General features: G+C 67.3%; 21 protein-coding genes. 3 read left to right on the top strand and 18 right to left on the bottom strand.

Features of this window, described 5'->3' with window-relative positions:
• Positions 1-26: 26 nt before the first annotated feature.
• The 8 genes from QLQ86_RS15645 to ltnD form a co-directional block, all read right to left on the bottom strand.
• The gene (locus QLQ86_RS15645) at positions 27-1,301 is read right to left on the bottom strand and encodes a TRAP transporter large permease (RefSeq protein ID WP_282817573.1); all 1,275 of its coding nucleotides are present in this window, start codon (positions 1,299-1,301) and stop codon (positions 27-29) included.
• Positions 1,298-1,900: a TRAP transporter small permease gene (locus QLQ86_RS15640; protein ID WP_282817572.1), complete on the bottom strand. Its 603-nt coding sequence runs from the start codon at positions 1,898-1,900 to the stop codon at positions 1,298-1,300. Before QLQ86_RS15640 ends, QLQ86_RS15645 begins: the two co-directional genes overlap by 4 nt.
• 59 nt (positions 1,901-1,959) lie before the next feature.
• Positions 1,960-2,952, bottom strand: coding sequence for a TRAP transporter substrate-binding protein (locus QLQ86_RS15635; RefSeq protein ID WP_282736670.1), 993 nt, complete (start codon positions 2,950-2,952; stop codon positions 1,960-1,962).
• 87 nt (positions 2,953-3,039) lie between these two features.
• Positions 3,040-4,002 carry a D-erythronate dehydrogenase gene (gene denD / locus QLQ86_RS15630; RefSeq protein ID WP_282736669.1) on the bottom strand — a complete coding sequence of 321 codons (963 nt, stop codon included), beginning with the start codon at positions 4,000-4,002 and terminating at the stop codon, positions 3,040-3,042.
• A gap of 53 nt (positions 4,003-4,055) precedes the next feature.
• The gene (gene otnI, locus QLQ86_RS15625) at positions 4,056-4,850 is read right to left on the bottom strand and encodes a 2-oxo-tetronate isomerase (RefSeq protein WP_282817571.1); all 795 of its coding nucleotides are present in this window, start codon (positions 4,848-4,850) and stop codon (positions 4,056-4,058) included.
• A 23-nt stretch (positions 4,851-4,873) separates the two neighbouring features.
• Positions 4,874-5,521 (bottom strand): 3-oxo-tetronate 4-phosphate decarboxylase, encoded by a 648-nt coding sequence (gene otnC / locus QLQ86_RS15620; protein ID WP_282736667.1) that lies wholly within the window; start codon positions 5,519-5,521, stop codon positions 4,874-4,876.
• On the bottom strand, positions 5,518-6,825 hold the full coding sequence (gene otnK, locus QLQ86_RS15615; protein WP_282736666.1) for a 3-oxo-tetronate kinase: 1,308 nt from the start codon (positions 6,823-6,825) through the stop codon (positions 5,518-5,520). Before otnK ends, otnC begins: the two co-directional genes overlap by 4 nt.
• A 2-nt stretch (positions 6,826-6,827) precedes the next feature.
• Positions 6,828-7,763, bottom strand: a complete 936-nt coding sequence (gene ltnD, locus QLQ86_RS15610; protein WP_282817570.1) for an L-threonate dehydrogenase — start codon at positions 7,761-7,763, stop codon at positions 6,828-6,830.
• A 119-nt stretch (positions 7,764-7,882) separates the two neighbouring features.
• On the opposite strand from ltnD, the gene QLQ86_RS15605 reads away from it, so the two are divergent.
• On the top strand, positions 7,883-8,914 hold the full coding sequence (locus QLQ86_RS15605) for a LacI family DNA-binding transcriptional regulator (protein WP_282817569.1): 1,032 nt from the start codon (positions 7,883-7,885) through the stop codon (positions 8,912-8,914).
• 62 nt (positions 8,915-8,976) lie between these two features.
• Here the strand turns inward: QLQ86_RS15605 and QLQ86_RS15600 are convergent, their stop codons facing one another.
• Positions 8,977-10,932, bottom strand: coding sequence for a sigma-54-dependent Fis family transcriptional regulator (locus tag QLQ86_RS15600; RefSeq protein ID WP_282817568.1), 1,956 nt, complete (start codon positions 10,930-10,932; stop codon positions 8,977-8,979).
• 353 nt (positions 10,933-11,285) lie between these two features.
• On the opposite strand from QLQ86_RS15600, the gene QLQ86_RS15595 reads away from it, so the two are divergent.
• On the top strand, positions 11,286-13,082 hold the full coding sequence (locus tag QLQ86_RS15595; protein WP_282817567.1) for an NAD(P)/FAD-dependent oxidoreductase: 1,797 nt from the start codon (positions 11,286-11,288) through the stop codon (positions 13,080-13,082).
• Positions 13,083-13,155: 73 nt separating this feature from the next.
• On the opposite strand, the gene purU is transcribed toward QLQ86_RS15595, so the two are convergent.
• The 7 genes from purU to QLQ86_RS15560 form a co-directional block, all read right to left on the bottom strand.
• Positions 13,156-14,022 carry a formyltetrahydrofolate deformylase gene (gene purU, locus QLQ86_RS15590; RefSeq protein ID WP_282817566.1) on the bottom strand — a complete coding sequence of 289 codons (867 nt, stop codon included), beginning with the start codon at positions 14,020-14,022 and terminating at the stop codon, positions 13,156-13,158.
• A 72-nt stretch (positions 14,023-14,094) separates the two neighbouring features.
• Entirely contained in the window at positions 14,095-14,730 is a 636-nt protein-coding gene (locus QLQ86_RS15585) for a sarcosine oxidase subunit gamma (RefSeq protein WP_282817565.1), read from the bottom strand.
• A complete protein-coding gene (locus QLQ86_RS15580) occupies positions 14,723-17,761 on the bottom strand; it encodes a sarcosine oxidase subunit alpha (protein WP_282817564.1) in 3,039 nt (1,012 codons plus the stop codon). Before QLQ86_RS15580 ends, QLQ86_RS15585 begins: the two co-directional genes overlap by 8 nt.
• Positions 17,758-18,108 carry a sarcosine oxidase subunit delta gene (locus tag QLQ86_RS15575; protein WP_282736658.1) on the bottom strand — a complete coding sequence of 117 codons (351 nt, stop codon included), beginning with the start codon at positions 18,106-18,108 and terminating at the stop codon, positions 17,758-17,760. Before QLQ86_RS15575 ends, QLQ86_RS15580 begins: the two co-directional genes overlap by 4 nt.
• A gap of 12 nt (positions 18,109-18,120) precedes the next feature.
• Positions 18,121-19,371 carry a sarcosine oxidase subunit beta family protein gene (locus QLQ86_RS15570; protein WP_282736657.1) on the bottom strand — a complete coding sequence of 417 codons (1,251 nt, stop codon included), beginning with the start codon at positions 19,369-19,371 and terminating at the stop codon, positions 18,121-18,123.
• A 43-nt stretch (positions 19,372-19,414) separates the two neighbouring features.
• Positions 19,415-20,713 carry a serine hydroxymethyltransferase gene (gene glyA, locus QLQ86_RS15565; RefSeq protein WP_282736656.1) on the bottom strand — a complete coding sequence of 433 codons (1,299 nt, stop codon included), beginning with the start codon at positions 20,711-20,713 and terminating at the stop codon, positions 19,415-19,417.
• A gap of 147 nt (positions 20,714-20,860) precedes the next feature.
• Positions 20,861-21,967 carry a hybrid-cluster NAD(P)-dependent oxidoreductase gene (locus tag QLQ86_RS15560; protein ID WP_282736655.1) on the bottom strand — a complete coding sequence of 369 codons (1,107 nt, stop codon included), beginning with the start codon at positions 21,965-21,967 and terminating at the stop codon, positions 20,861-20,863.
• 330 nt (positions 21,968-22,297) lie between these two features.
• Here QLQ86_RS15560 and QLQ86_RS15555 point away from each other — a divergent pair, with 330 nt between their 5' ends.
• The gene (locus tag QLQ86_RS15555; RefSeq protein WP_282736654.1) at positions 22,298-23,584 is read left to right on the top strand and encodes an aromatic ring-hydroxylating oxygenase subunit alpha; all 1,287 of its coding nucleotides are present in this window, start codon (positions 22,298-22,300) and stop codon (positions 23,582-23,584) included.
• A gap of 112 nt (positions 23,585-23,696) precedes the next feature.
• Here the strand turns inward: QLQ86_RS15555 and QLQ86_RS15550 are convergent, their stop codons facing one another.
• Positions 23,697-23,936 carry a hypothetical protein gene (locus QLQ86_RS15550; RefSeq protein WP_282736653.1) on the bottom strand — a complete coding sequence of 80 codons (240 nt, stop codon included), beginning with the start codon at positions 23,934-23,936 and terminating at the stop codon, positions 23,697-23,699.
• 18 nt (positions 23,937-23,954) lie between these two features.
• The gene (fdhF, locus tag QLQ86_RS15545) at positions 23,955-26,816 is read right to left on the bottom strand and encodes a formate dehydrogenase subunit alpha (RefSeq protein ID WP_282736652.1); all 2,862 of its coding nucleotides are present in this window, start codon (positions 26,814-26,816) and stop codon (positions 23,955-23,957) included.
• Between the last annotated feature and the right edge of the window lie 9 nt (positions 26,817-26,825).

Here is a 26,825-nt window from a genome sequence, read left to right as displayed (position 1 = left end):
GGATTCAGGTTACGGCGAACCTTTATTCAATACAGCAGGTCGACCAGTCCCATGGATATCCAGGGCATATAGGTGATCCCCATGAGGCAGGCCAGCACTACCAGCACGAAAGGCACCAGCCAGGGCAGCATCTCGTCGATGGAGATCTTGGCCACCGCACAGGCGGCGAAGAGGTTCACGCCCAAAGGCGGGGTAATCATGCCCAGGGCGAGATTGACGACCATGATCAGCCCGAAATGCACCGGCTGAATGCCGAACTGGATAGCGATCGGCGTCAGGATCGGCGCCAATACCAGGATCGCCGCGGAGGTCTCGATGAACATCCCCACCATCAGCAGCAACCCATTGACGGCCAGCAGGAAGGCCCAGGGGCTCTCGAACACCTGATTCACCCAGGCAGCGATCTCGCCCGGCAGTCCCGAACGGCTGATCAGGAAGCTGAACAGGGCCGCCGCCGCGATGATCAGCATCACCGCCGCTGTAGAGATCACGCTCTGGCGCAGGATCGGCCAGAGATCCTTCAGACGCAGCTCGCGGTAGAGCAGACCGCCCACCGCCAGGGCATAGAAGACCGCCACCGCCGAGGCTTCGGTGGGGGTGAAGATACCGCCATAGATCCCGCCGATCACCACCACCGGCATCAGGATGGCCGCCCAGGCACGCTTGAAGGCCACCGTAAAGTGGCTGCGATCCTCGCGATCCTGCAGGCCATAGCCACGCAGCTTGCAGAAGAGGTAGAGAAACAGCAGCAAGGCACCACCGATCAGCACCCCGGGGCCGATGCCGGCGATGAACAGCTGACCGATGGAGGTATCGGTGCTGACGCCATAGAGGATCAACGGAATGGACGGGGGGATCAGCACGCCCAGTTCAGCGGAGGACGCCTGAATGGAGGCCGCCAGCGGCGTGGGGTAGCCATGGCGAACCATGGCCGGGATCAGGATGGCGCCGATGGCGAAGGTCGTGGCCACACTCGATCCCGAAACCGCGGCAAACATCATGCAGGTCAGCACGCAGGTCATGGCCAGGCCGCCCTGGACACCGCCGACGATGGACTTTGCCAGGTCGACCAGGCGGCTGGATATCCCTCCCGAGGCCATCAGGTTGCCGGCCAGAATGAAGAACGGAATGGCCATCAGGGGGAAATGGTCGATGCCCACGAAGATCTGCTGCGGCACCATCAGCAGAGGCAGTCGCGAGAAGAATTCGATACCGATGATCGAGGCCAAGATGATCGAGATGGCGATGGGAACGCCGAAGGCAAAGAGGATGATCAGCGAGAGGCCGATGACGAGGTTCATGGACGATCACCTCCGTTGACCGATCTGTGGCCGGCCTCTCCCTCGGCCAGGGTGGAGCTCGCCTGCTGAACCACATCGGCATCCACCTCGGGAGCCAGATTGCTGTTCTCCGGGCCCAGTTTCTCCAGCCCGAGGCCCTGGGAAATCAATCGGGCGATCACCGCTACCATGGCGAAGGCACTCCCGGTGGGAATCGCGGCGTAGGACCAGGCGATGGACATTCCCAGGCCCGAGAGCATCTGGCTGCGTACCCGAAGCGTCATCTGGATGCCGTACACCATCAAGACACCGAGGACCAGCAGGCAGCAGGCGCCGATGACTATCTCGAGCGCCAGCAGGGTTCGACGCGGTACCAGCTTGTAGACCAGTTCCACGGCCATCATGTAGCCACCACGGAAGGTAGCCGCCGCCCCCATGAACACGCACCAGATCATGGTGGAACGCGATATCACTTCCGACCAGGTGGAGGGCGCGTTGAAGATGAAGCGCGTCAGAACCTGAAAGAAACCCAGCGACACGGAAATGATGAGCATCACCACCGCGATCACCAGCGCTAGCCGGGTCAGTCGGCTTTCCAGGCGAAGAAACCAGGAGAGCATCGGGATCACCTTGTCAGGAAAAGGAAACCTCCGGCGACCACGCCGGAGGTTGGGTGGGATCAGCAGTCGCTGGCGCGGATACGATCCAGCATCTCGCTGCCGTACTCATCGGTGTAGATCTCGTAGGCAGGTTCGACCGCCTCCTGGAACGGCGCCGGGTCGATATCGGTCTTGACGGTCATGCCCTTCTCACGCAGCAGCGCCACACCTTCTTCCTCGAGACGGCTGACTTCCTCGCGAGTGGCTTCGGCCGACGCTTGAGCGGCCTGGTTGAACCACTCGCGCTCTTCGTCACTCAGGCCGTCGAGCAGGATCGGCGAAGCCAGGATGGCAGCGGGCGAATAGACGTGTCCGGTGAGCGACAGATGATCCTGCACCTCCCAGAAGTTGGTCGCCACGATCACCGTGATGGGGTTCTCCTGGCCATCCACGGTGCCCTGCTGCAGCGCCGTGAAGAGCTCGGGAAACGCCATCGGCGTAGGGCTGGCGCCCATCTGCCTGAAGGCTTCCTGGTGCACCCGGTTCTCCATGGTGCGCACCTTCAGCCCTTCCGCATCCTCCGGCGTATTGATCTCGCGCATGCTGTTGGTCATGTGGCGAAAGCCGTTCTCCGACCAGGCCAGGCCGACCAGGTCATGGTCACTCATCTTGGTCAACAGTTCCTCGCCGATCTCGCCATCGAGCACACAGCGCGCCTGGTCGTAGTCCTCAAAGAGGAACGGCAGGTCGAGCACATAGGTCTCGGGGACGAAGTTGCCCAGCGGCCCGGTGGAGGTGATGACCACATCCACGGTGCCGATCTGCAGGCCTTCGATCATCGCCCGCTCGCCACCGAGCGAACCGGAGGGATGTTCGTTGACCGTGAACTCACCATCAGAGAGCCGCTCCAGCGTCTCCTTGAAGGCATCGGCGCCCACCGAGTAATGAGAGCTGTCCGACAAGGTGTGCCCCAGGGTCACCTCGGTGGCGGCCTGAACCTGGAGGCTAAGCGTCGTGGCGGCCAGACCACCGATGGCGACGGCGAGCGTGCGGCGTGCGAAATGCTTGGTCATAGTGATTCCTCTTTGTTGTTGTCGGGACGACGAGAGCCTCGGCGTTCTCGTCCCGCATCCAGATCGGCACCCTAAAGGATGCCGGTTTCACGAGCGTTCCCGGATGAACGCCTCGATGATCTCCCGGAGATCCCGGTCTCCCTCGAACCCCAGTCGCCGGGCCTTGGCGGTATCGAAACGTGCCGGCCAGTTGGAGACGATGGCGGTGATGGCCTCGTCCGGCTCGTGGCGGACCCTGGACACGGCCTCGGCACCGGCCACTTCGCCCAGGGCCTCGAGCATCTCGGCCACAGTGACCGTGATGCCCGGCAGCATGAAGGCACGGAAAGGGGCCCAGTCTGCCCGTGGCACCTCGGCTCCGTGGATCAACGCCTCGATCACCCGGCCGGGCGACATCACGAATAGCGCCAGGTCGGTGGGGACCGGACAGACGGCCTCCTCGCCGCTCAAGGGCTCGCGCAGGATGCTGGAGGCAAAGCTCGAAGCCGCGGCATTGGGCCGTCCCGGGCGGATGACGATGGTCGGCAGGCGCAGGACACGGCCATCGACGAGGCCGCGACGGCCGTAGTCATTGATCAACAGCTCACACATGGCCTTCTGGGTGCCGTAGGAGTTCTGGGGGTGCAGCGCCGTCATGTCGTCGAGCGTCTCGGGCAGGTCGCCGCCGTAGGCAGCCACCGAGCTGGCCATGATCAGGCGCGTCTCCGCAAGGGCATGGTGTCGGCAGCCCTCCAGCAGTGCCCGGGTGGCATCGAAGTTGACCCGCATCCCCAGGTCCAGGTCGCCCTCGGCGGCGGAACTGACCACCGCCGCCAGGTGATAGATCACCGTCGGCCGCTCGACCAGGATGGCATCCAGTGCCCGGGGCGCGGTGATATCCATGGCCAGGGAGATTATCTCCACATCGGTCGCGGCCGGTACCTGTGGCTCGATCTGGTCGACCAGGGTCAGGCGGCGTATCGCCTGGCCGTCGAGTTCGCCCCGCTCGAGCAGGCGGGCGAGGAGGCGTTGTCCGAGAAATCCGGCGCCGCCGGTGATGACGATATGCATGCTGATCCTGTTCCTGTTGTCGTTGTCTGTCTCTCGAGAGGCGCCGTGGGGTATCAGGGCGCCAACCCATGCTCTCGTCCCCAGCCCAGCCCCTCGCGAGTACCCGCGGCCGGACGGTACTCGCAGCCCACCCAGCCCATGTAGCCGAGCGCCTCGAGTCGCGCAAAGAGCGCGGGATAGTGCACCTCGCCGACATCCGGCTCGTGACGCTGGGGTACCCCGGCGATCTGGACATGCCCGATCCGCTCGAACTGCCGTTCCAGGTGCTTGATCAGGTCGCCGTCCATGATCTGGCAGTGGTAGAGATCGAACTGAAGACGCAGGCTGGGCTGGTTCACCTCCTCCAGCACCGCCATGGCTTGGGCCTGGCGGGACAGAAAGAAGCCGGGCATGTCGCGAGTATTGATCGGCTCGATCAACAGCTCGCGACCCACCCTGGCCGCTTCCCCGGCGGCGAACCGCAGGTTCGCCAGATAGGTGGTCTGGTGGGCCGCCTGGGTCTCGGGATCGGCATCCGGCGGCAGCAGCCCCGCCATGGCATGCACGCGGGGGCAGTCGAGCGCCTCGGCATAGCGCAGCGCCTCGACCACGGAATCGCGGAACTCGGCCTCGCGTCCGGGCAGGCTGGCGATGCCTCGCTCCCCCGCCTCCCAGTCGCCGGGCGGCAGGTTGAACAGCACCTGCTCGAGGCCGGCCTCATCCAGTGCGGTCTTGATGTCCTCGGGGGAATGGGCATAGGGAAACAGATACTCCACTCCACGAAAGCCGGCCTCGGCGGCCGCAGCAAAGCGGTCGAGGAAATCATGCTCGCTGAACAGCATGCTCAGGTTGGCGGCCAGTCGGATCATGGTCGGGTCCTTGTGGAATCGGATCAGTCGCGGGGGAAGCGGGCCTCGAGCTCGGCCACCTGTTCCGGTGTCAGGGCGCGCGGATGTCGGCCGTGCAGCAGCAGATAGAGCTTGGCAGTCTCCTCCAGCTCCTCGGTGGCGTAGACCGCCGCTTCCAGGCTCTTGCCGGCCACCACCGGGCCGTGATTGGCGAGCAGCACGGCACTGTGTTGCCCCGCCAGGCCGCGCACCGCATCGCCCAGGGCGGGGTCTCCCGGCAGGTGGTAGGGCACCAGCGGCAGCTTGCCCACTCGCATCACGTAATAGGCGGTCAGGGGAGGAATGCAGTCACAGGGGTCGATATCGGGCAGGCAGGAGACCGCGACCGAGTGGGTCGAATGCAGGTGCACGATGGCCTCGGACTGGGGGCGTTCGGCATACATGGCCATGTGCAGGAAGTGCTCCTTGGTCGGCCTGTCGCCCTCCTGCCAGCGCCCCTCGCCGTCGAGCCGCGAGATGCGCGCCGGGTCCAGCCGACCCAGGCAGGCATTGGTGGGAGTCATCAGCCAGCCGCCGTCATCCAGCCGCAGGCTGATGTTGCCGCTGGAGCCCATGGTCAGGCCCCTGTCGAACAGCGACTTGCCCAGCGTGGCGATCTGTTCACGCAGTCGCGTCTCGTCGTGGCGGCTCATGCGCTCCCCTCCCCTGCGGTCAGTTCCTCCAGCACGGTGAAGGCCCGGGTAAAGAAATCCTCTGCGCCGAAGTTGCCGGACTTAAGCGCCAGCGACAGCGGTGCCTCTCGGCCGGGCCAGGGCGCCTGGGTCCAGGGCACCCCGGGGTCGATCTGGCCACCGATGCGAAGCTGACGGACGCCCAGCGCAGAGACCACCGCGCCGGACGTCTCGCCGCCGGCGACCACCAGGCGGCCGACGCCTTCGTCGACCAGGGTGCGCGCCAGCTGGCCCATGGCCTGCTCCACCTGCTCACCGGCACGCTCGACCCCGAGCGCCGCCTGGGCCTCCTTGACGCGCTGGGGATCCGCGGAGGCATAGACCAGCACCGGGCCGCCGTCGGCCAGCTGCTCGCGGGCGAAGGCCAGGGCCTCGGCCAGGTGAGACTCGCCCGCCGCCAGCGCCAGCGGGTTCAGGGCGACACCAGGATGGCGCCCGAGGAAGTGATCGACCTGGCCGAGCGTGGCACGCGAGCAGCTGCCCGACAGCACCAGCGCACTGCCGGCAGCCGGCGACAGTCGCCCCGGCTCGGAGACCTCGTCCAGCCAGCCCCGGCGGCGATACTGCTCGGGCAGCGCCTGTCCCAGCCCCGACCCGCCGGTCACCAGGGGATAGTCGACCAGTGCCTCGGCGAGCACCTCGAGGTCCCGTTCGTCGAGGGTGTCGCAGATCACATGGCGTACGCCCTGTTCCGACAGGGCACGAAGATGGTCGCGCGTGGCATCGGCGCCACGGGCCAACACCGACCGCGGCGCCAGGCCCACCGCATGGGGGGTCTGGCGGCTCAGGAAGCGCACCAGGTCGGCATCCGTCATCGGGTTGAGCGGATGGTGCTCCATCCCGCTCTCGTTGAGCAGGCGATCGCCGACGAAGAGGTGGCCCTGATAGACGGTACGGTGATTGGCCGGGAAGGCGGGGACCATCACGGTCTGGGCGCTCCCCAACCGCTCCAGGAGGGCATCGGCCACCGGCCCGATATTGCCGGCGTCCGTGGAGTCGAAGGTGGAGCAGTACTTGAAGAATATCTGTCTTGTGCCCCGGGCCTGCAGCCACTCCAGCGCTGCCAGGGACTCCGTCACGGCCTCGCCTGCCGGGCAGGAGCGGGACTTCAACGCCACCACCACCGCATCGACATCGCCGATGTCTGCCTCGGCGGCCGGCACGCCGATGGCCTGCACGCAGCGCATTCCGGCGCGCACCAGGTTGTTGGCGAGATCCGTGGCCCCGGTGAAGTCGTCGGCGATGGCACCCAGCACGATGGCCATGGTCAGGCTCCTTCGGCGTCGTTGGCGGCCTCGGGCAGCGTGATGCCCGACAGCCGCTCGTAGACCTTGATCACGGCCGCGTCGTCCTCGCGGCCGAAGCCGGCCCCCTTGGCCGCGGTGAACTGCTGCAGTGCCGAAGAGGCGACCGGGGTCGGCAGGGCCAGCTCACGCCCGGTCTCGTGGACGATATTGAGGTCCTTGACGAAGATGTCGACGGCAGAGAGCGGCGTGTAGTCGCCCTTGAGGATATGCGGCACCCGGTTCTCGAACATCCAGGAGTTGCCCGCCGAGTGGGTAATCACCTCGTAGACGGTATCCGGGTCGAGCCCCATGCGGATGCCCAGTGCCATGGCCTCGGCGGCGGTGGCGATGTGCACCCCGGCGAGCAGCTGGTTGACGAGCTTCATGCTCGAACCCACGCCGGGCGTGTCCCCCAGCCGGTAGACGGTGGCGGCCATGGCATCGAGGACGGGCGCCGCCATGGCGAAGGCACTCTCGGCGCCCGAGGCCATGACCGATAGTTCGCCGCTGCGCGCCTTGGCGGCGCCACCGCTGATCGGGGCGTCGAGCATCTTGAGTCCCGCGTCGGCGAGCCGCTCCCCCAGGCGACGCGCGATGCTGGGGGCCACCGTGGCGCATTGCATGATCAGCCCACCGCGGCGTAGGGAACCCACGACCCCCTGGTGGCCGAACAGCACCTGCTCGACCTGATCGGCATTGACCACCACCAGCAGCACGATGTCACTGCGGGCCGCCAGTGCCGCCGGCGTCTCGGCGCTCTCCCCGCCGCGCGCCTCGAAGGCCTCGCGAGCCCCGGCGGAGATATCGCAGCCCATGACCTCCAGGCCGCTCTCGAGCATCGCAGTGGCCGTGCCCATGCCCATGGCCCCCAGGCCAATGACGCCGACGCGGGGCGCCCCTGTGGTTGCATCGCTCACCTTCTGGCCTCCTGATGACGGATTTATTCCCGTGACTGGTAGCGCTAACATGTTAGCGCTAACATCGTTGTAGATGATCCATCATCAGGCAGCAAGGGCCGAGAGGGAGGGTGCGACCAATGTCTAAAAACAAGACACAGTCACGTCAGAGGCGAGGCTCCCACCAACCGACCCTCGCCCAAGTAGCTGAAGTGGCTGGCGTTTCTTCCATCACGGCTTCCCGAGTGCTCAACGACCCCGAACGCGTCAATGCCTCGACGCGGCAGCGTGTCCTGGAGGCCATGGAGCAGCTCGGATACGTACCCAACCTGATCGCAGGCAGCCTGGCATCGGCTCGATCCCGCTTCATCGCAGTGATCGTACCGTCGCTGGCCAACACCGTCTTCATCGAGGTCATCAAGGGGCTTCAGGCCACCTTCGAGGCTGCTGGCTATCAGATCCTGCTGGGCAACACCGACTACGACATCGAGCGCGAGCATCAGCTGGTCAGAACGTTCCTGGGCTGGTCCTGCTCCGCGCTGGTAACGGCGGGACTCAAGCACACCCCGGCGTGCCGTCGATTGCTGAAGGAGTGTGACCGACCCGTGATGGAGGTGATGGAGCTCGGGGAGGCCTTGGATCTCAACGTCGGCCTGGACCATCAGGAAGCGGGCCGCTGCATGGCCAGGCATCTACTGGGGCGCGGCTATCGCCAGCCGGTCTACGTCGGCGCACGACTCTCGGATGACTATCGCGCAAGCATGCGTTATGCGGGACATCGCGAAGTGCTGCAGGCCTCCGGGCTCGAGCCCTTGCTGATCGAACTCGACCAGCTCGGCAGTCTCGAAGAGGGGGCTAGAGGGCTGGAACGTGTTCAAGCGCACTATCCCGGGGCCGACGCTATCCACTTCGCCAACGATGACCTGGCATCCGGCGCCCTGCTGCATGCCCAGCGTCTCGGCCTGCGGGTCCCCGGGGATATCGCCATCGCCGGCTTCAATGGGCTGCCGCTGGGCCAGTACGTCACGCCACGCCTGACCACCATCCAGTCACCCCGCGAGGCCATGGGACGACTGGCGGCAGAGCAGGTCTTGAGGCGACTGGACCACCAGCCGGTGACGCAACCGCAGCAGGATGTGGGATTCACGCTCATGATCGGCCAGAGCACCTAAGGCCGGGAGCCCCGCGGCCGGCCTTTCGCCTCTGCGCTGACGGGGTCGGGTCATGAGTTCTTTCACCCTCTCCGGTTCGGCGGCACCAGCCCATGGCGCTGCATCCGCCGATAGACGGTGGGACGCGACACGCCCAGCCGCCGGGCCACCTGGCTGATGTTCCACCGGGCCTGCTGCAACAGCTCATGGAGGGCCTGCCCATCGTCGTCCACCGCCACGTCGCCTTCCTGCGCCAGGGTCAACGGGGCGGGAGGCGCGTCGATCAGGCACTCCTCCGGCAGGTCATGAACGGTGATCTCGTCCCCCTCGACCGTGGCCAGCGCGAAGCCCAGCGCATTCTTCAGCTGCCGGATGTTGCCCGGCCAGCCATAGGCCAACAGGGCACTCATGGCATCGGCACGCAGGCGAGCGGGTTGCTCGCGCTCGGCGACCAGCGCCTCGTAGACGCTACGGATCACGAAGTGCCGGTCGGCTCGCTCCCGCAGCGCCGGCAGGCGCAGCTGGGCACCGTTGAGCCGGTAATAGAGGTCCTCCCGGAAATGGCCGTCGCCGATCATCTGACTCATGTCGCGGTGGGTCGCGGTGATCACCCGGATGTCGACCTTCACCGGCGTCTCCGCGCCGAGCGGCATCACCTCGCGCTCCGCCAGGACCCGCAACAGCCGGGACTGCAGCGGCAACGGCATGTCGCCGATCTCGTCCAGGAACAGGCTGCCGCCATCGGCCTGCTGGATCAGCCCACGCATGCCCTGGCGGCGGCCGCCGGTGAAGGCACCCGGCAGGTAGCCGAAGAGCTCGCTCTCGATCAGCGACTCGGGGATGGCCGCACAGTTCACCGCGACGAAGGGACCGCTCGCCCGCGTGCCGCTGTCATGCAGGGCCCGCGCCAGCACCTCCTTGCCGGTGCCGGTCTCCCCGGTGATCAGCACGCTCACCGCCTCGTTGCGCAGGCGCCGCGCCAGCTTGAGCACCCGATGCATGGCCGGGTCGTCCGAGGCGAGCCTGTCGAGTGCCGGCACCGGTGCCGGGGATGCCGGCAGGGCGCGCGCAGCGACATGCCGTCCTCGTGGCTCGATCAGGGTGACGAAGCAGGTGGCATCACTCGCGCGGGCGCGGAAGGCGCGTATCTGGTCGCCGCCGGCCGAGAGAATGCCCAGGACGTCGCTGATCTCGCCGTCGAACAGCTGGGTGATCGAGGGCATGCGGTCCGGGGACCAGGGGGGCCAACGGTGAAGGTGCTCCTCGATCAGGGCGCGCCCGCTGCCGTTGGCGGCGATGACGGTGCCGTCCTCCTCGATGGCGATCAGCCCCCTGCCGTTGAGGTGAACGAACTCGCGCGCCGTGTCATAGCGCAGGATCAGGCAGTCCCGGTAGCGGTGCATGAAGTAGGCATCCTCGATCATCCGCGCGTAGAGCGTCACCAGCGACAGGCCGAAATTCTGGCTCTCGTGGGATCGCGGCGACTCCAGGGCCGAGATGTCGAGGACGGCGATCACGTTGCCCTGCGGATCGGTGATCGGCGCCGCCGTGCAGGTCAGGTTGATGTGGGTCGCGTCGAAGTGCTCGCTGTGATGACAGGTGATGGCTCGGGTGTCGTGGATGCAGGTGCCGACGGCACAGGTCCCCGCATAGCGCTCATCCCAGTCGGCCCCGAGATAGAGACCCGCCTTGCGCAGCGCTCGGTCCCGGTGGCGCTGGCCACGGAACTCCACGGTGATGCCACGATGGTCGGTGAGCAGCAGCACATAGCCCAGCCGGGCCACCTGGGCATGGAGCTGGTCGACCCCGGCACGGGCCACGTGCAGCAGGTCGTCCACCGCCTCCTGGTGGTCGCGCAGGGCCTGCTGGGTCAGCACTCGCACCGGGCGGGGCCGGCTGGGATCGAGCCGGTATTCATCGACGCAGCGTGCCCACGAGCGACGGATCACCTCGCGGCAGGCACCCAGTCCCGTCTCACGGCCTTCGCTGAGCTGGATCAGGGTATCGATATGCTGGCGTTGTTCGGTTTGCAGGCTCATGTCTGCCTCCCGGGGTCCCGCTTCGCCAGAAAGGAAGGGGGTGACGGGACCATTGTTGTTGTCTGGCAGGCCAGCTCCCAGCCTATGCCGACCCGGCGGAGTGTCAATCGGCAATGCCTTCGCCCTTGGTCGGGCGTTACAGCTGTCACGTCCTGGCCGCCAGGGACGTGACAGGTGGCACGCCACCCACCGGCCGACAACGGCAATGCTCCGCGGCCCGTCCGCCCGGAATGGAACAATTTCTCCTTATCTTTCAACGCACTGAAGGAAAGCCGATCGTCAACTCCCGCTCCTGGCACGAATGCTGCTTCAGACAGGGTGCATCCCCCCATGACGAGCAGTGGAGAACAATGATGACAACACACACGCCGACCCAAGACGTCACCCAATGGCTGGAGCAGTTCGAGGCCGCCCTGCATGCGCGAGACATCCAGCAGGTCCTGGACCTGTTCGGCGAGGAGTGCTACTGGCGGGACCTGGTCACCTTCACCTGGAACCTCAAGACGCTGGAAGGCAAGGAGGAGATCCAGGCCATGCTCGATGCCACCCTGGCCGAGACGCGCCCCACGAACTGGCGCCTGGACGGCGAGGCCAACGAGGCCGACGGGGTGATCGAGGCCTGGATCACCTTCGAGACGGCGGTGGCCAGCGGCAAGGGGCTGCTGCGCTTGAAGGAGGGCCGGTGCTGGACGCTGCTGACCACCATGCAGGCGCTCAAGGACCATCCCGAGCCCAGCCGGGAGCGCCGCCCCAAGGGGGCCCAGCATGGGGCCAGCAAGTCACGCGAGACCTGGCTGGAGGCGCGCCAGCGCGAGCAGGAGGCGCTGGGCTACACGCGCCAGCCCTACTGCGTGATCATCGGCGGCGGACAGGGCGGCATCGCGCTCGCCGCACGCCTGCGCCAGCTGGACGTCCCCACCATCGTGGTGGAGAAGAACCCGCGACCCGGCGACTCCTGGCGCAACCGCTACAAGTCCCTCTGCCTGCACGACCCGGTCTGGTACGACCACCTGCCCTACATCCCCTTCCCCGAGAACTGGCCGGTCTTCGCGCCCAAGGACAAGCTGGGTGACTGGCTGGAGATGTACACGAAAGTGATGGAGCTCAACTACTGGGGTTCCACAGAGTGCGAGAGCGCCCGCTACGACGAGGCCGCTGGCGAGTGGATCGTCGAGGTCAACCGCGACGGCGAGCGAGTCACGCTGCGCCCCCAGCAGCTGGTGCTGGCCACCGGCATGTCGGGCATGCCGAACGTTCCCCGCTTCCCGGGCGCCGAGCGCTTCGAGGGCGAGCAGCAGCACTCCAGCCAGCACCCCGGGCCGGACGCCTATCGTGGCAAGAAGGTGGTCGTGGTGGGTGCCAACAACTCCGCCCACGACATCTGTGCCGCGCTCTGGGAGAATGACGCCGACGTCACCATGCTGCAGCGCTCGTCGACCCACATCGTGAAGTCCGACTCGCTGATGGACGTGGTGCTCGGCCCGCTCTACTCCGAGGAAGCCGTGCGCAACGGCATCACCCACGACACGGCCGACCTGATCTTCGCCTCGATCCCCTACAAGGTACTGCCCGACGTCCAGAGACCGGCCTTCGACGAGATCCGCAAGCGGGACGCCGAGTTCTACCAGCGGCTGGAGGAGGCCGGCTTCCTGCTGGACTTCGGTTCCGACGACTCCGGGCTCTTCCTCAAGTACCTGCGCCGGGGCTCGGGGTATTACATCGACGTGGGCGCCTGCGACCTGGTCGCCAACGGCGAGATCAAGCTGCATAGTGGCGTCGGCATCGAGTGCATCAACCCGCGCTCGGTGACCCTCACCGACGGCACCGAACTCCCCGCGGACCTCATCGTCTATGCCACCGGCTACGGCTCGATGAACGGCTGGGCGGCCCGCATCATCTCCCAGGAGGTGGCGGACAAGGTCGGCAAGTGCTGGGGCCTGGGCTCCGACACCCCGAAGGACCCGGGGCCATGGGAAGGCGAGCTGCGCAACATGTGGAAGCCCACCCAGCAGGAGGCGCTGTGGTTCCACGGCGGCAACCTGCACCAATCACGCCACTACTCCCGGTACCTGGCACTGCAGCTCAAGGCCCGCCTCGAGGGCATCCCGACGCCGGTCTACGGCCTGCAGGAAGTCCACCACCTGGCCTGACCACTCCCGGAAAGGGCCGGTGCCTGGGGCGCCGGCCGTGTCGCCACGGTCGGCCGCTGGGTCGCGAGAACGGCTATCGCTCGAAGATCACGGTGCGTCTTGCGTGCAGGAAGACGCGCCGTTCCACATGCAGGGTCACGGCCCTCGCCAGTGCCAGGCACTCGATGTCCCGCCCCTTGGCCACCAGGTCCTCCGGATAGTCGGCGTGGCTGACCGGCTCCACCGCCTGGGTGATGATCGGCCCCTCGTCCAGGTCGTCGTTGATGTAGTGGGCCGTCGCGCCGACCAGCTTCACCCCCTTCTCGTAGGCCTGATGATAGGGCTTCGCTCCCTTGAACCCCGGCAGCAAGGAGTGATGGATGTTGATCGCGCGGCCGGCGAGCTTCGCGCACATCGCGCTCGAGAGCACCTGCATGTAGCGCGCCAGGATCACCAGCTCGGCGCCGGTCTCCTCGATCACCCGGGAGACCTGCGCCTCCTGCTCGGGCTTGGTCTCGGGGGTGATCGGGAAATGGTGGTAGGGCAGGCCGTGCCAGGCCGCCAGCGGCTCCAGGTCCGGGTGGTTGGAGACCACCGCACGGATCTCGATCGGCAGCTGGCCGGTCCGGTAGCGGTAGAGCAGGTCATTCAGGCAGTGATCGGCCTTCGAGACCATGATCACCACCGGGATACGCGCCCCCGGCGCGGAGAGCTCGAAGTCCATGCCGTACTCGGCGGCCCGAGAAGCGAAGGCCGAGCGGAACGCCTCGGCATCGAGGTCATGGTCCTGGGGCCGGAACTCGGTACGGATGAAGAAGCGCTCGGCCAGGCGATCGTCGAAGGAGTGCTGCTCGGTGATGTAGCAGCGGCTCTCCTTGAGGAAGCGGGTAACCACATCCACGGTACCCAGACGGCTGGGGCACTGGGCGGTCAGGATCCAGGTGTCGGCACTGCGGCTCATGGGGGAAATCTCCTGTCGAAAAGGGCCGGGGGAACCCGGCCCTGGCAAGCGCCTCGCGGCACGGGGCCCGGCTCAGCCCTTAACGCCGATGCCGTACTCGTCGCCGGCATCCAGCAGCCAGCGGTAGGTATAATCGGCGAAGCTGCGGCGCACCACCAGCTCCCAGCGCAGCTCGTCTGGGCGGCGCAGGATCACCGTGGTCTTGGCGAACACCGTGGTCACGCCCTTGCCCACCGGGAAGTGGCTGGGGTGGACGTCGTAGATCACCGACTTCATCAACAGCTCCCGGGCGGCCTCGCCCTCGAGCTCGACCAGGGTCTGGCCGCCGCTGGCATTGCTGATGGCGAAGTGGGCATCGCCCAGGGCCTCGCGCAGCCGGTTCTCCAGCTCAAACTCCTCGCCACCGGGCACGATGACCAGCCATTCGTCCGGCGACAGCCACTGGATGCTGCGCTCAGCGTCGGCGTCCTGCACCAGGCCCTGGGGCTCGCCCGGCAGCGAGACGCCGAGCACCTGGCGCACCGCCTCATCGAGGACGATGGCGCCACCGCGCAGGATCAGGTGGCCGAGGAAGGGCCGCTCGCGCAGCACCACCCGGCTCTTGCCGGTAGGGGCCGGAGCCCCCGAGCGGCGGTAGGAATAGGCCAGCGGCGACTCCACCGGGATCTTGGCGTCGGTGCGGGTATCGAAGGTTGCGACATTAGACATTCTGACGCTCTCCCTTGGGATCGAGGAAGATGGGGCTGACGATCTCGGCCTCATGGACCTGGCCGTCGGCCATGGGCAGATAGACGGTCTCGCCCATCTTCTGCTGACCGCCCTTGACCACCGCCAGGGCGAAGCCCGAGTCGAGGGTCGGGCTGTAGTAGCTCGAGGTCACGTGCCCCACCATGGGCATGGGGATCGCGTGGTTCGGGTCGAAGACGATCTGCGCGCCCTCCTCCAGCACCACCTTGGCGTCCCTGGGCTTGAGGCCCACCAGCTGCTTGCGGTCGGTGCGCGCGGTATCCGGCCGGGTCAGTGCCCGCTGGCCGATCCAGGAGAACGGCTTGTCGTAGCCGACCGCCCAGTGCATGCCCAGGTCCTCCGGGGTCACCGAGCCGTCGGTCTCCTGACCGGCGATGATGAAGCCCTTCTCGGCGCGCAGCACGTGCATGGTCTCGGTGCCGTAAGGCGTCAGGCCGTACTTGTCACCATGCGCGAACAGCGTCTCCCAGACATGCAGGGCATAGTTGGCCTGGACGTTGATCTCGTAGGCCAGCTCGCCGGTGAAGGAGATGCGGAACACCCGCGCCGGCACGCCGGCCACGGTGCCTTCGCGCCAGTCCATGAACTTGAACGCTTCCTTGTCCAGGTCGATGTCGGTGATCTCGGCCATCAGCTTGCGCGCCTGCGGGCCGGTGACGGTCATGGTCGCCCAGTGATCGGTGACCGAGGTGAAGTAGACGTCGAGCTCCGGCCACTCGGTCTGGTGCCACAGTTCCAGCCACTCCAGCACGCCGGCGGCACCGCCGGTGGTGGTGGTCATCAGGAAGTGGTTCTCGCCCAGGCAGCTGGTGGTGCCGTCGTCGAACACCATGCCGTCGTCCTTGCACATCAGGCCATAGCGCACGCGCCCCGGGGCCAGCTGGGCCCACTTGTTGGTGTAGACCCGCCCCAGGAACTCTCGGGCGTCCGGGCCCTGGATGTCGATCTTGCCCAGGGTGGAGGCATCCAGGATACCCACTGCCTCGCGCACCGCTCGGCACTCCCGGGCCACCGCCTCGTGCATGGTCTCGGTCTTGCCGTTGACCTGGCGCGGGAAGTACCAGGGGCGCTTCCACTGCCCCACCTCCTCGAACTCGGCGCCGTGCTCCACGTGCCACTGGTGCATCGCAGTGTAGCGCTCGGGATCGAACAGCTCGCGGCAGTGACGGCCGACGATGGCACCGAAGGTCACCGGCGTGTAGTTGGGACGGAACACCGTGGTGCCGACCTCGGGGATCGAGCGACCCAACAAGCGGGCGGCGATGGCCATGCCATTGATGTTGCCGAGCTTGCCCTGATCAGTGCCGAAGCCCATGGCGGTGTAGCGCTTGACGTGCTCGATGGACTCGAAGCCCTCGCGGGTGGCCACCTCGATACCCGCCGCGGTGACGTCGTTCTGCAGATCGACGAACTGCTTGGGCCCGCGCAGGGTCGGCTTCTCGTGGGGAACCTGGTAGAGCGCGCAGGCCGTACCGTCGCGACGCGCGGCGACCCGGGGCAGGCTCACCGAGGCCGCCGGGAGGCCGGCCTCGGTGGCCGCCTGGCGGCCCGCCTCGACGCCATCGGCCAGGACCTCAGCGGTGGCATAGACGCCCTGGGCACCGCCGGCCGCGCTCACGCCCTTCACCAGGGTGGGCACGAAGCCGAGGATATCGTCGCGCCAGGTCGGCCGGGCGCCGGTGTGCGAGGCCAGGTGGATCACCGGGCTGTAGCCGCCGGAGCTGGCGATGGTGTCGCAATCCAGGGTCTCGACGGCGCCGGCGACCCGGAAGCCATCCAGGTCGACCTTCGCCACCCGCGCCCCGCTGACCCGGCTGTCGCCCTTGGCCTCGATCACCGCCGCGCCTTCGATGATGCGGATACCCTGGGCCCGGGCCTGCTCGACCAGCTCACCGTCCGGGTTGGCGCGGGCGTCGGCGATGGCCACCACCTCGCGGCCGCTCTCCAGCCAGTCCAGGGCGGCGCGATAGGCATGGTCGTTGCTGGTGGAGAGCACCAGCCGCTTGCCCGGCACGACGCCATAGCGACGGACATAGGTCGAGACCGCCCCGGCCAGCAGGTTGCCCGGCACGTCGTTGTTGCCATAGACCAGCGGGCGCTCGTGGGCGCCGGTGGCCAGCACGACGCGGCCGGCGCGCACGCGGTGCATGCGCGAGCGCACCTGGCGACGACCGTCCTTGAGCGGGGCGGTCTCGGCAAGATGCTCGGTACGCCGCTCGTAGAGGGTCACGAAGTGGTGGTCGTGATAGCCGTTGGCGGTGGTGCGCGGCAGCAGGGTGACGTTGTCCAGGCCGGCCAGTTCCTTCAGGGCCTCGGTGACCCACTGATCCGCCGGCTTGTCGTCGAGCAGCTCGCGGGTATCCAGCAGCGAGCCACCCATCTCCTCCTGCTCATCGACCAGGATCACCCGCGCACCGCTGCGCGCCGCGGCCAGGGCCGCGGTGAGGCCCGCCGGACCGGCGCCGATCACCAGCACGTCGCAGTGCTGGTGCAGGTGGTCGTAGATGTCCGGGTCGTTCTCCATGGGGCTGCGCCCCAGGCCCGCGCTCTTGCGGATGTACTTCTCGTAGGTCATCCACAGCGAGGCCGGGGCCATGAAGGTCTTGTAGTAGAACCCCGGCGGCATGAACTGGCCGCCCAGCTTGCCGACCAGGCTCATCAGGTCGCGCTGGACGTTCGGCCAGCCGTTGGTACTGCGCGCCTCCAGGCCGTCGAACAGCGCCTGCTGGGTGGCCCGCACGTTGGGCACCTGGCCCGCCTCGGTCTTGCCGAGCTGGACCACCGCATTGGGCTCCTCGGCGCCGGCGGCGACGATGCCGCGGGGCCGCGAGTACTTGAAGCTGCGGTTGACGATGTCGACGCCATTGGCGAGCAGCGCCGAAGCCAGGGTATCGCCGGCATGGCCCTGATAGCGCTTGCCGTTGAAGGTGAAGCTCAGCCTGCGGGAGCGGTCGATGCGCCCGCCCCGGGCGAGACGATTGAGCTGACTCATGCGCGGACTCCTTCACGAAGCGGTGCCGGTTCGACGCCGTCCTGGGACGGCCGGCCCTCGGGATGCTCGGCGGTGAACCTCGGCTGCTCGCCCATCTTGTAGGTCTCGAGGATCTCGTAGGTCACGGTGTGACGGGTGATGTTGAAGAACTTGCGGCAGCCCACGGCGTGTACCCACAGCTCGTGGTGGATGCCGCGGGGGTTGTCGCGGAAGAACAGGTAGTCGCCCCACTCCTCGTCGCTGCAGGACTCGGGGTCCTCGGGCCGCGCGATATGCGCCTGGCCCTTGGGATGAAATTCCTCCTCCTCCCGGAGCTCGCCGCAGTAGGGACAATGGATATAGAACATGGCGAAATCTCCTTAGTGGGCCACGCCGGCGGCGCCGTGCTCGTCGACCAGCGCTCCGGTGTTGAAGCGATCGATGGAGAACGGCTCGGCGATCGGGTGCATCTCGCCCTTGGCGAGGCTGGCGGCGAACACATGGGCCGACCCCGGCGTGGCCTTGAAGCCGCCGGTGCCCCAGCCACAGTTGAAGTACAGCCCCTTGACCTTGGTCTTGGAGAGGATCGGACAGGCATCCGGGCAGGTGTCGACGATGCCGCCCCACTGGCGGTTCATACGCACTCGGGAGAAGATCGGGAACATCTCGACGATGGCCTGCAGGGTGTGCTCCACGGTGGGGTAGCTGCCGCGCTGCCCGTAGCCGTTGTAGCCGTCGATGCCCGCGCCGATGACCAGGTCGCCCTTGTCGGACTGGCTGATGTAGCCGTGCACGTGGTTGGACATCACCACGGTGTCGAGCACCGGCTTGAGGGGCTCGGAGACCAGCGCCTGCAGCGGATGCGACTCCAGCGGCAGCTTGAGGCCTGCCATGCCGGCCAGCACGCCGGAGTTGCCGGCGGTCACGCAGCCGACGGTCTTGGCCTCGATGTCGCCGCGGTTGGTGTGCACCCCGTAGACCTGGCCGTCGCGGATCTTGAAGCCGGTGACCTCGGTCTGCTGGAGGATGTCAACGCCGTGGGCGTCGGCCGCCCGGGCGAAGCCCCAGGCCACGGCGTCGTGGCGCGCCACGCCGGCACGCGGCTGCCAGGAGGCCCCCAGCACCGGGTAGCGGGCATTCTTCGAGCAGTCCATGATCGGCACCAGCTCCTGGACGCCCTTGGCGTCGAGCACCTCGCCGTCGATGCCGTTCAGGCGGTTGGCGTTGACCCGGCGCTGGATGTCGCGCATGTCCTGAAGGGTATGCCCCAGGTTGAGCACGCCGCGCTGGGAGAACATGACATTGTAGTTGATATCCTGGGACAGGCCCTCCCACAGCTTCATGGAGTGCTCATACAGGGCCGCCGCCTCGTCCCACAGGTAGTTGGAGCGCACGATGGTCGTATTACGCGCGGTGTTGCCGCCGCCCAGCCAGCCCTTCTCGATCACGGCGACGTTGGTGATGCCGAATTCCTTGGCCAGGTAATAGGCGGTCCCCAGGCCATGACCGCCGCCACCGATGATGATGACGTCGTAGGCCTTCTTGGGCGTCGGGTTGCGCCACTGGCGCTGCCAGTTCTCGTGATGGCTAAGTGCGTGCTTGACCAGCCCGAAGCCTGAATAACGTTGCATAGGGATCTCCTCGAGGGTCCCGCCGGGGCCGGCGGGAACGGGCTCACGCGGTGGCAGTGCCGGCCTGCTCGGCGACGGCCTTGGCATAGACGGGGTGGCGGTTGCACAGCTCGGCGACCTTGCCACGCACCTCGGACTCGACCTCGGTGGTGTCGGCCTCGGCGGCCAGGGTGTCGAGGATGTCGCAGATCCAGCCGGCCAGGGCCTCGCAGTCGGCCTGGCCGAAGCCGCGGGTGGTCACCGCCGGGGTGCCGATGCGCAGGCCCGAGGTCACGAAGGGGCTCTGGGGGTCATTGGGCACCGCGTTCTTGTTGACGGTGACATGGGCCCGACCCAGCGCCGCATCGGCGTCCTTGCCGGTGACGCCTTGGCGGATCAGCGAGACCAGGAACAGATGATCGTCGGTGCCGCCGGAGACCACGTCATAGCCGCGGTCGAGGAACACGGTAGCCATCGCCCGGGCGTTGTCGATCACCCGCTGCTGGTAGCGTACGAAGTCCTGGCTCATGGCCTCCTTGAAGGCCACCGCCTTGGCGGCGATCACATGCATCAGCGGGCCGCCCTGCTGGCCCGGGAAGACCGCGCCGTTGAGCTTCTTGTAGAGCCCCTCGTCGCCGTGGGCGGAGAGGATCAGGCCGCCACGCGGGCCGCGCAGCGTCTTGTGGGTGGTGGTGGTGACCACGTGGGCATGGGGCAGCGGGCTCGGGTAGTGACCGGCGGCGACCAGGCCGGCGACATGGGCCATGTCGACCAGCAGCCAGGCGCCGACCTCGTCGGCGATGGCGCGGAATCGGCGCCAGTCGACCACCCGGGAGTAAGCGGAGAAGCCGGCGATGATCATCTTCGGCTTGTGGCTGCGCGCCAGGCGCTCGACCTCGGCGTAGTCGATCTCGCCGGTCTCCGGGTTCAGGCCATACTGGATGGCGTGATAATGCTTGCCCGAGAAGTTGGGCGCCGCGCCGTGGGTCAGGTGGCCGCCGTGGGCCAGGCTCATGCCCAGCACGGTGTCGCCCGGCGAGACCAGGGCCATGAAGGCCGCGGCGTTGGCCTGGGCGCCGGAGTGCGGCTGGACGTTGGCGTAGTCGGCGCCGAACAGGTCGCAGGCGCGGTCGATAGCCAGCTGCTCGACCACGTCGACATGCTCGCAGCCGCCGTAGTAGCGCTTGCCCGGATAGCCCTCGGCGTACTTGTTGGTGAGCTGGGTGCCCTGGGCCTCCATCACGGCGTGGCTGGCGTAGTTCTCCGAGGCGATCAGCTCGACGTGTGCCTCCTGGCGGGCCACCTCGTCGGCGATGGCGGCGGCGATCTGCGGGTCGGTTGTTGTAAGGTTGTTGGCGTTCATGGCATCACCCTGGTGGTTGGCTTTGTTACGTTAAGAGAAAGAGGCGCACGAGGTATTCTGGAAACGACACCGCCGTCATTGCGCGAGGCAGGCGCCCGGAAGGGACCTGAGGCGCCCCGCAGTTCGAGCCGATACGGCGCGGAGCGGTCAATATTCCACCACCACGTCGCCCAGCGGCTTGCTGCAGCAGGAGAGGATATAGCCCTCGGCGACGTCCTCGTCGGTGATACCGCCGTTGTGCTCCATGTCGACCTGACCGGCGCTGAGGGGCACCCGGCAGGTCCCGCAGATCCCCATGCCGCAGGCCTTGGGAATATGCAGCCCCAACTTGGCCGCCGCTGAGTGCACTGTCTCACCCGGCTGGACGCGTACGCTCTTGCCGCTCGTGCTGAACTCGACACTGAGCATCTCGGCCACGTCGAACTCCTCGGCCTCGACCTCGGCCTGCTCGGCATGCTCCAGTACCTCCTCCTGCACCTCGACCGGCGTGGCACCGAAGGACTCCTCGTGGTAGCGGTTCATATCGAAGCCCTGGGCCCGGAGCAGCTGCTTGATGGCCTGCATGTAGGGCGTGGGGCCGCAGCAGAAGATCTCGCGGTCCATGAAGTCCGGTGCCATCAGCTCCATCATCGCCTGGCTGAGGTAGCCACGGAAGCCGGCCCAGGCCTCGCCCAGCTCGTCGCTGCGCTCACAGACGATATGCAGTTTGAACTCGGGAATCCGCGAGAAGATGTGCTCGAGTTCGCGGTGGAAGATGATGTCGCGCGGCGTCCGCGCGCTGTGCACGAACTGCAGGTCCACCGCCGCATTGGTGTCGAAGAACCAGCGCACCATGGACATCAGGGGGGTGATCCCGACCCCGCCGGAGAGCATCAGGATCTTCTCCGCCGGGTAGTCGATGACGTTGAAGTTGCCGACCGGCCCGTGCACCGCCAGCTCATCGTTGACCCCGAGGTTGTCGTGCAGCCAGTTCGAGACCATCCCCCCGGGGATGCGCTTGACGGTAATCGAGAAGCTGTAGGGCACCGACGGCGAGCTGGAGATGGTGTAGGAGCGCATCACCTGCTGGCCATCGATCTCCAGCTCCAGGGTCACGAACTGCCCCGGTTTGAAGAAGAACATCACGGGCTGCTCGGCCATGAAGCAGAAGGTGCGGGTATCCCAGGTTTCCTGGATCACCTTGACGCAGCGCACCAGGTGACGGCCGTTGGTCCAGGTCTGGGTGCTGACGGGATTGAGGAAGCTCGTTGTCATTTGTCGTATCGCCCGGGCTGCAGCATGAGGGTCTCCGACCGCGGTACCACCGCCTGCCGTTGAGCGCATTCTGCGCAGCCTGAGGCGCCGCGACTTGCCTGCCAGCGACACGGACATGCCCGTGACCTCCTGCCTTGCCTCCCGTTGTTGCCTGTCGCGTCGCTGCCGCATCATCGCGCGTCGCGGCCAGACAATTGCCCGCCGGGCGGCTGATCCACACTCGCCGCAATCCGCCACCATCTTCGTCCGTGAGCGGCCATCCACAGGACCCCGGTTTTCCCTGAACAACCCCGAGGCCGCCCAAGCGGCCCTGCTAGAGGACGTATCGTCATGGACCCCATGTCTCCCGCTCGCCTGGATGACCCCCTGGCACCGGCACGCGAAGCCACCGCCGAGATGCTGCTCCATCGCCGGCGACACTTCTCGCTGCCCCAGCCCTTCTACAACGATGCGCGGCTGTTCGCCCTGGACATGCAGGAGATCTTCGAGAAGGAGTGGCTTTTCGCCGGGATGACCTGCGAGATTCCCGCCAAGGGCAACTTCATGACCCTGGACGTGGGCGACAACCCGGTGATCATCGTGCGGGGCGATAAAGGCGAGATCCATGCCTTCCATAACGTCTGCCGGCATCGCGGCTCCCGGCTCTGCGTCAGCGACAAGGGCAAAGTGGCCAAGCTGGTCTGCCCCTACCACCAGTGGACCTACGAACTGGACGGCCGGCTGCTGTTCGCCGGCAGCGACATGGGCACGAACTTCGACCTCGCCGCCTACGGGCTCAAGCCCGTGAACGTGCGCAGCGCCGGCGGCTACCTCTTCGTCAGCCTGGCCGAGGAGCCGCCGGCCATCGACGACTTCCTCGAGAGACTGGAGCACTACCTCGCCCCCTACGACATGGAGAACGTCAAGGTGGCGGTGGAATCCAGCATCGTCGAGCAGGCCAACTGGAAGCTGGTGATCGAGAACAACCGCGAGTGCTACCACTGCAACGGCGCCCATCCGGAGCTGCTCAACTCGCTGCAGGAGTTCGACGACAGCGACGACCCGCGCGCCACGCCGTCCTACAGGGCGCTGGTGGAGCGCAAGCAGCAGCAGTGGGATGCGATGGGCGTGCCCTGGCAGCTCAGCCGCCTGGGCAAGCGCAACCGCCTGACCCGCACCCCGCTGCTGGAGGGCACGGTGTCGATGACCATCGATGGCCGGCCGGGATGCCGCAAGCTGATGGGTCGGCTCGAGAGCCCCGACATGGGCTCGCTGCGCATCCTGCACCTGCCCAACTCCTGGAACCACTTCATGGGCGACCATGCCGTGGTGTTCCGGGTGATGCCGCTGGGGCCCCAGCAGACGGTGGTGACCACCAAGTGGCTGGTCCACAAGGACGCCGTGGAGGGCGTCGATTACGACCCGACCCAGCTGCGCCGCGTGTGGGACGCCACCAATGAGCAGGATCGTCGCCTGGCGGAGGAGAATCAGCGCGGGATCAACTCCCGGGGCTACGAGCCCGGCCCCTACTCGGAGACCTACGAGTTCGGGGTGATCGACTTCATCGACTGGTACAGCGAGAGCCTGCTGGAGAACCTCGGCCATACCGCCCCGCACCTGAAGGTGGTAGAAAGCTGAGTCCTCCCCTTCGACAGGAGAAACGGCCCCCGGTGGCGATCACCGGGGGCCGTGTCGTTGGCAACCATGCGCCCTGGCCGCGCCGGGTCAGGGCCTGACAGGCGCCGTCGGGTCAGCGAACCAGCGGCAGGAGATGGGTCTCCAGCGCCCGGCGGACCGAGGGCAGCATTATCTCGCGCTTGCCCTCCAGCTCGCCGACCAGCTCGGCAAGCCCGGGCACGTCACCCTCGAGCGCGCAGCGTCGGGCCAGCCGGGCGCTGCTCTCGGGACAGGCGCCCTCCGGGATGCGGATGCCCAGGGCCACCAGGCGATCACGGAAATCGTCGCCATCGATCAGCTCGACGATCATCATGGGCAACCCTCCTCGGTCTCAGTCGCTGTCCGTCAGTGCCGCCGCCGCGCGGCCCAGGCGGCAGGCGGCATACTTGAACTCGGGGATCTTGCCGTCGGGGTCGAGCGCCGGATTGGTCAGCAGGTTGGCCGCCGCCTCCACGTAGCAGAAGGGCACGAACACCATCCCCTCCGACATCAGCGGGTCGACCCGCGTCTTCAAGGTGATGTCCCCGCGCCGGGTGGTGATGGTGATCGGCTCGCCCGGCGTCATGCGCAGGCGCACCAGTTCGGCCGGGGCCAGGCTCGCCACCGCCTCGGGCTCGAGGTCGTCGAGCACCCGGCTGCGACGGGTCATGGAGCCGGTGTGCCAGTGTTCCAGCTGGCGGCCGGTGATCAGCACCGTGGGATAGTCGCCGTCGACGGGCTCGTCCGGCGGCAGCGGCCGGGTCAGGGCGAACGTCGCCCGCCCGTTCCCGGTGGGGAAGGCGTCGGAGAACACCACGTCCGCCCCGGGGGCGTCGTCGGCGGGGCAGGGATAGGTCACCGAGCTCTCGCGCTCGAGACGCTCCCAGGTAATGTGGTCGAGCGAGGCCATGCCCTGCTTCATCTCGGCGAACACCTCGCGCGGATGCGTATAGTCCCAGCCCAGGCCCAGGCGGTTGGCGATCTGCTGGATGATCCACCAGTCGGGACGGGCCTCGCCGGGCAGCGGCACGGCGGCGCGGCCCAGCTGCACCTGGCGGTTGGTGTTGGTGACGCTGCCGTCCTTCTCCGGCCAGGCCGAGGCCGGCAGGATGACATCGGCGAACTGGGCGGTCTCGGTGACGAACAGGTCCTGCACCACCAGGTGCTCGAGCCGGGCCAGGGCCGCCCGGGCATGGTCGAGGTCCGGGTCGGACATCGCCGGGTTCTCGCCGAGGATGTACATCCCCTTGATGGTCCCGGCCGTGATGGCATCCATGATCTCCACCACGGTGAGCCCCGGCGTCGCGTCGAGCGGGGTGTTCCACAGCTCCTCGAAGGCGGCACGCACCTGGGCATCGGTCACCGGCTGATAGTCGGGCAGCACCATGGGGATCATGCCGGCATCGGAGGCCCCCTGGACGTTGTTCTGGCCGCGCAGCGGGTGCAGGCCGGTGCCGGGGCGTCCGGTGTGGCCGCAGGCCAGCGCCAGCGAGATCAGGCAGCGGGCGTTGTCGGTACCGTGCACGTGCTGGGAAATGCCCATGCCCCAGAAGATCATCGCCCGCTCTGCCCTCGCATAGAGCCGGGCGAGCTCGCGAATCAGCTCGGGGGCGACGCCACAGGCGGGCGACATCGCCTCGGGCGTCAGGTCGCGCACATGGGCCTTGAGCGCCTCGAAGCCCTCGGTGTGGGCATCGATATAGGCCTGGTCATACAGCCCCTCGCTGACGATCACGTTGAGCATGGCGTTGTAGAGCGATACGTCGCCGCCGGGGGTGAAGCGCACGCTGTGGTGGGCGTAGGCGTCCAGCGCCTGGCCGCGGGGGTCGAGGATGATCAGCTTGGTGCCGGCCCTCGCCGCCTGCTTGAAGTAGGTGGCCGCCACCGGGTGGTTGATCGCTGGATTGCAGCCGGTGAGGATCACCACGTCGGACTGCAGCGCCTGCATGAAGGAGGCCGTCACCGCCCCCGAACCGATGCACTCCATCAGCGCCGCCACCGAGCTGGCGTGGCACAGCCGGGTACAGTGGTCGACATGGTTGGAGCCGAAGCCGGTACGCACCAGCTTCTGGAACAGCCAGGCCTCCTCGTTGGAGCACTTGGCGCTGCCGAAGCCGGCCAGGGCGTCGGGGCCATGGGCCGCCTTGAGCTCGGCGAGCCCCCGGGCGGCAAGGTCCAGCGCCTCCTCCCAGCTCGCCTCGCGGAAATGGGTCAGCGGGTCGAGGGGGTCGAAATCGGGATCGAGCCCCTTGGGCACCCCCGGCCGGCGGATCAGCGGTCGGGTGAGCCGGGTGGGATGGTAGGGGTAGTCGTAGCCGAAGCGCCCCTTGACGCACAGCCGCCCCTCGTTGGAGGGGCCGTCGCGCCCCTCGACGAAGAGGATCCGCTCGTCCTTGATGTGGTAGGTGAGCTGACAGCCCACCCCGCAGTAGGGACAGACCGAGTCGACGGTGCGATCGGCCGCCTTCGAGTCGCCGCGCCCCTGCGCGTCCACCAGGGTCGCCGGCATCAGCGCACCGGTGGGACAGGCCCGGACGCACTCGCCGCAGGCCACACAGGTGCTCTCGCCCATGGGATCGTCGAAGTCGAAGACGACCTTCGCGGCCGCGCCGCGATGGGCCAGGCCGATGACGTCGTTGCCCTGCACCTCGCGACAGGCGCGTACACAGAGGTTGCACTCGATGCAGGCATCGAGGTTGACGTTCATCGCCGAATGGGTGGCGTCATGCCCGTGGGCATGGGGGAGCGCGGCGGACCGTTCGGCGACATGGTGCACCGTGGGTGCGGCTCGCTCGGCCCGCGCCGGCAGCCGCTCGCGCACCGCGCTGGCGTCGATGGCCAGTTGATCGGCCATGGCCCAGAAGTGGCTCGAGCGGTCGGGGCCCGCCTCGCGCACGGGCTGGTCGGCGATCAGCAGTTCCATGACGCCCTCGCGGGACACCCGGGCCCGCTCGGAGGTGGCGCTCTTGACCACCATGCCGGGCGTCGCCTCGCGCAGGCAGCTCGCCGCCAGCACGCGCTCACCCTCGATCTCCACCATGCAGGCGCGACAGTTGCCGTCGCTGCGGTAGCCGGGGGCATCCTTGAAGCACAGATGCGGAATGGTCTCGCCGGCGCGCCTGGCCACCTGCCACAAGGACTCGCCGGGCTGGGCGCGCACCTCGGCGCCATCCAGGGTCAGGGTAAAGCTGTCGTTCAAGCTCTGGTCAGTCATGGTCTGCCT

The sequence above is a fragment of the Halomonas rhizosphaerae genome, assembly GCF_030012485.1.
GTDB lineage: Bacteria > Pseudomonadota > Gammaproteobacteria > Pseudomonadales > Halomonadaceae > Halomonas > Halomonas rhizosphaerae.
Note: the sequence above shows the minus strand (reverse complement) of the source record. Positions and strands in the feature narration are given on the sequence as shown.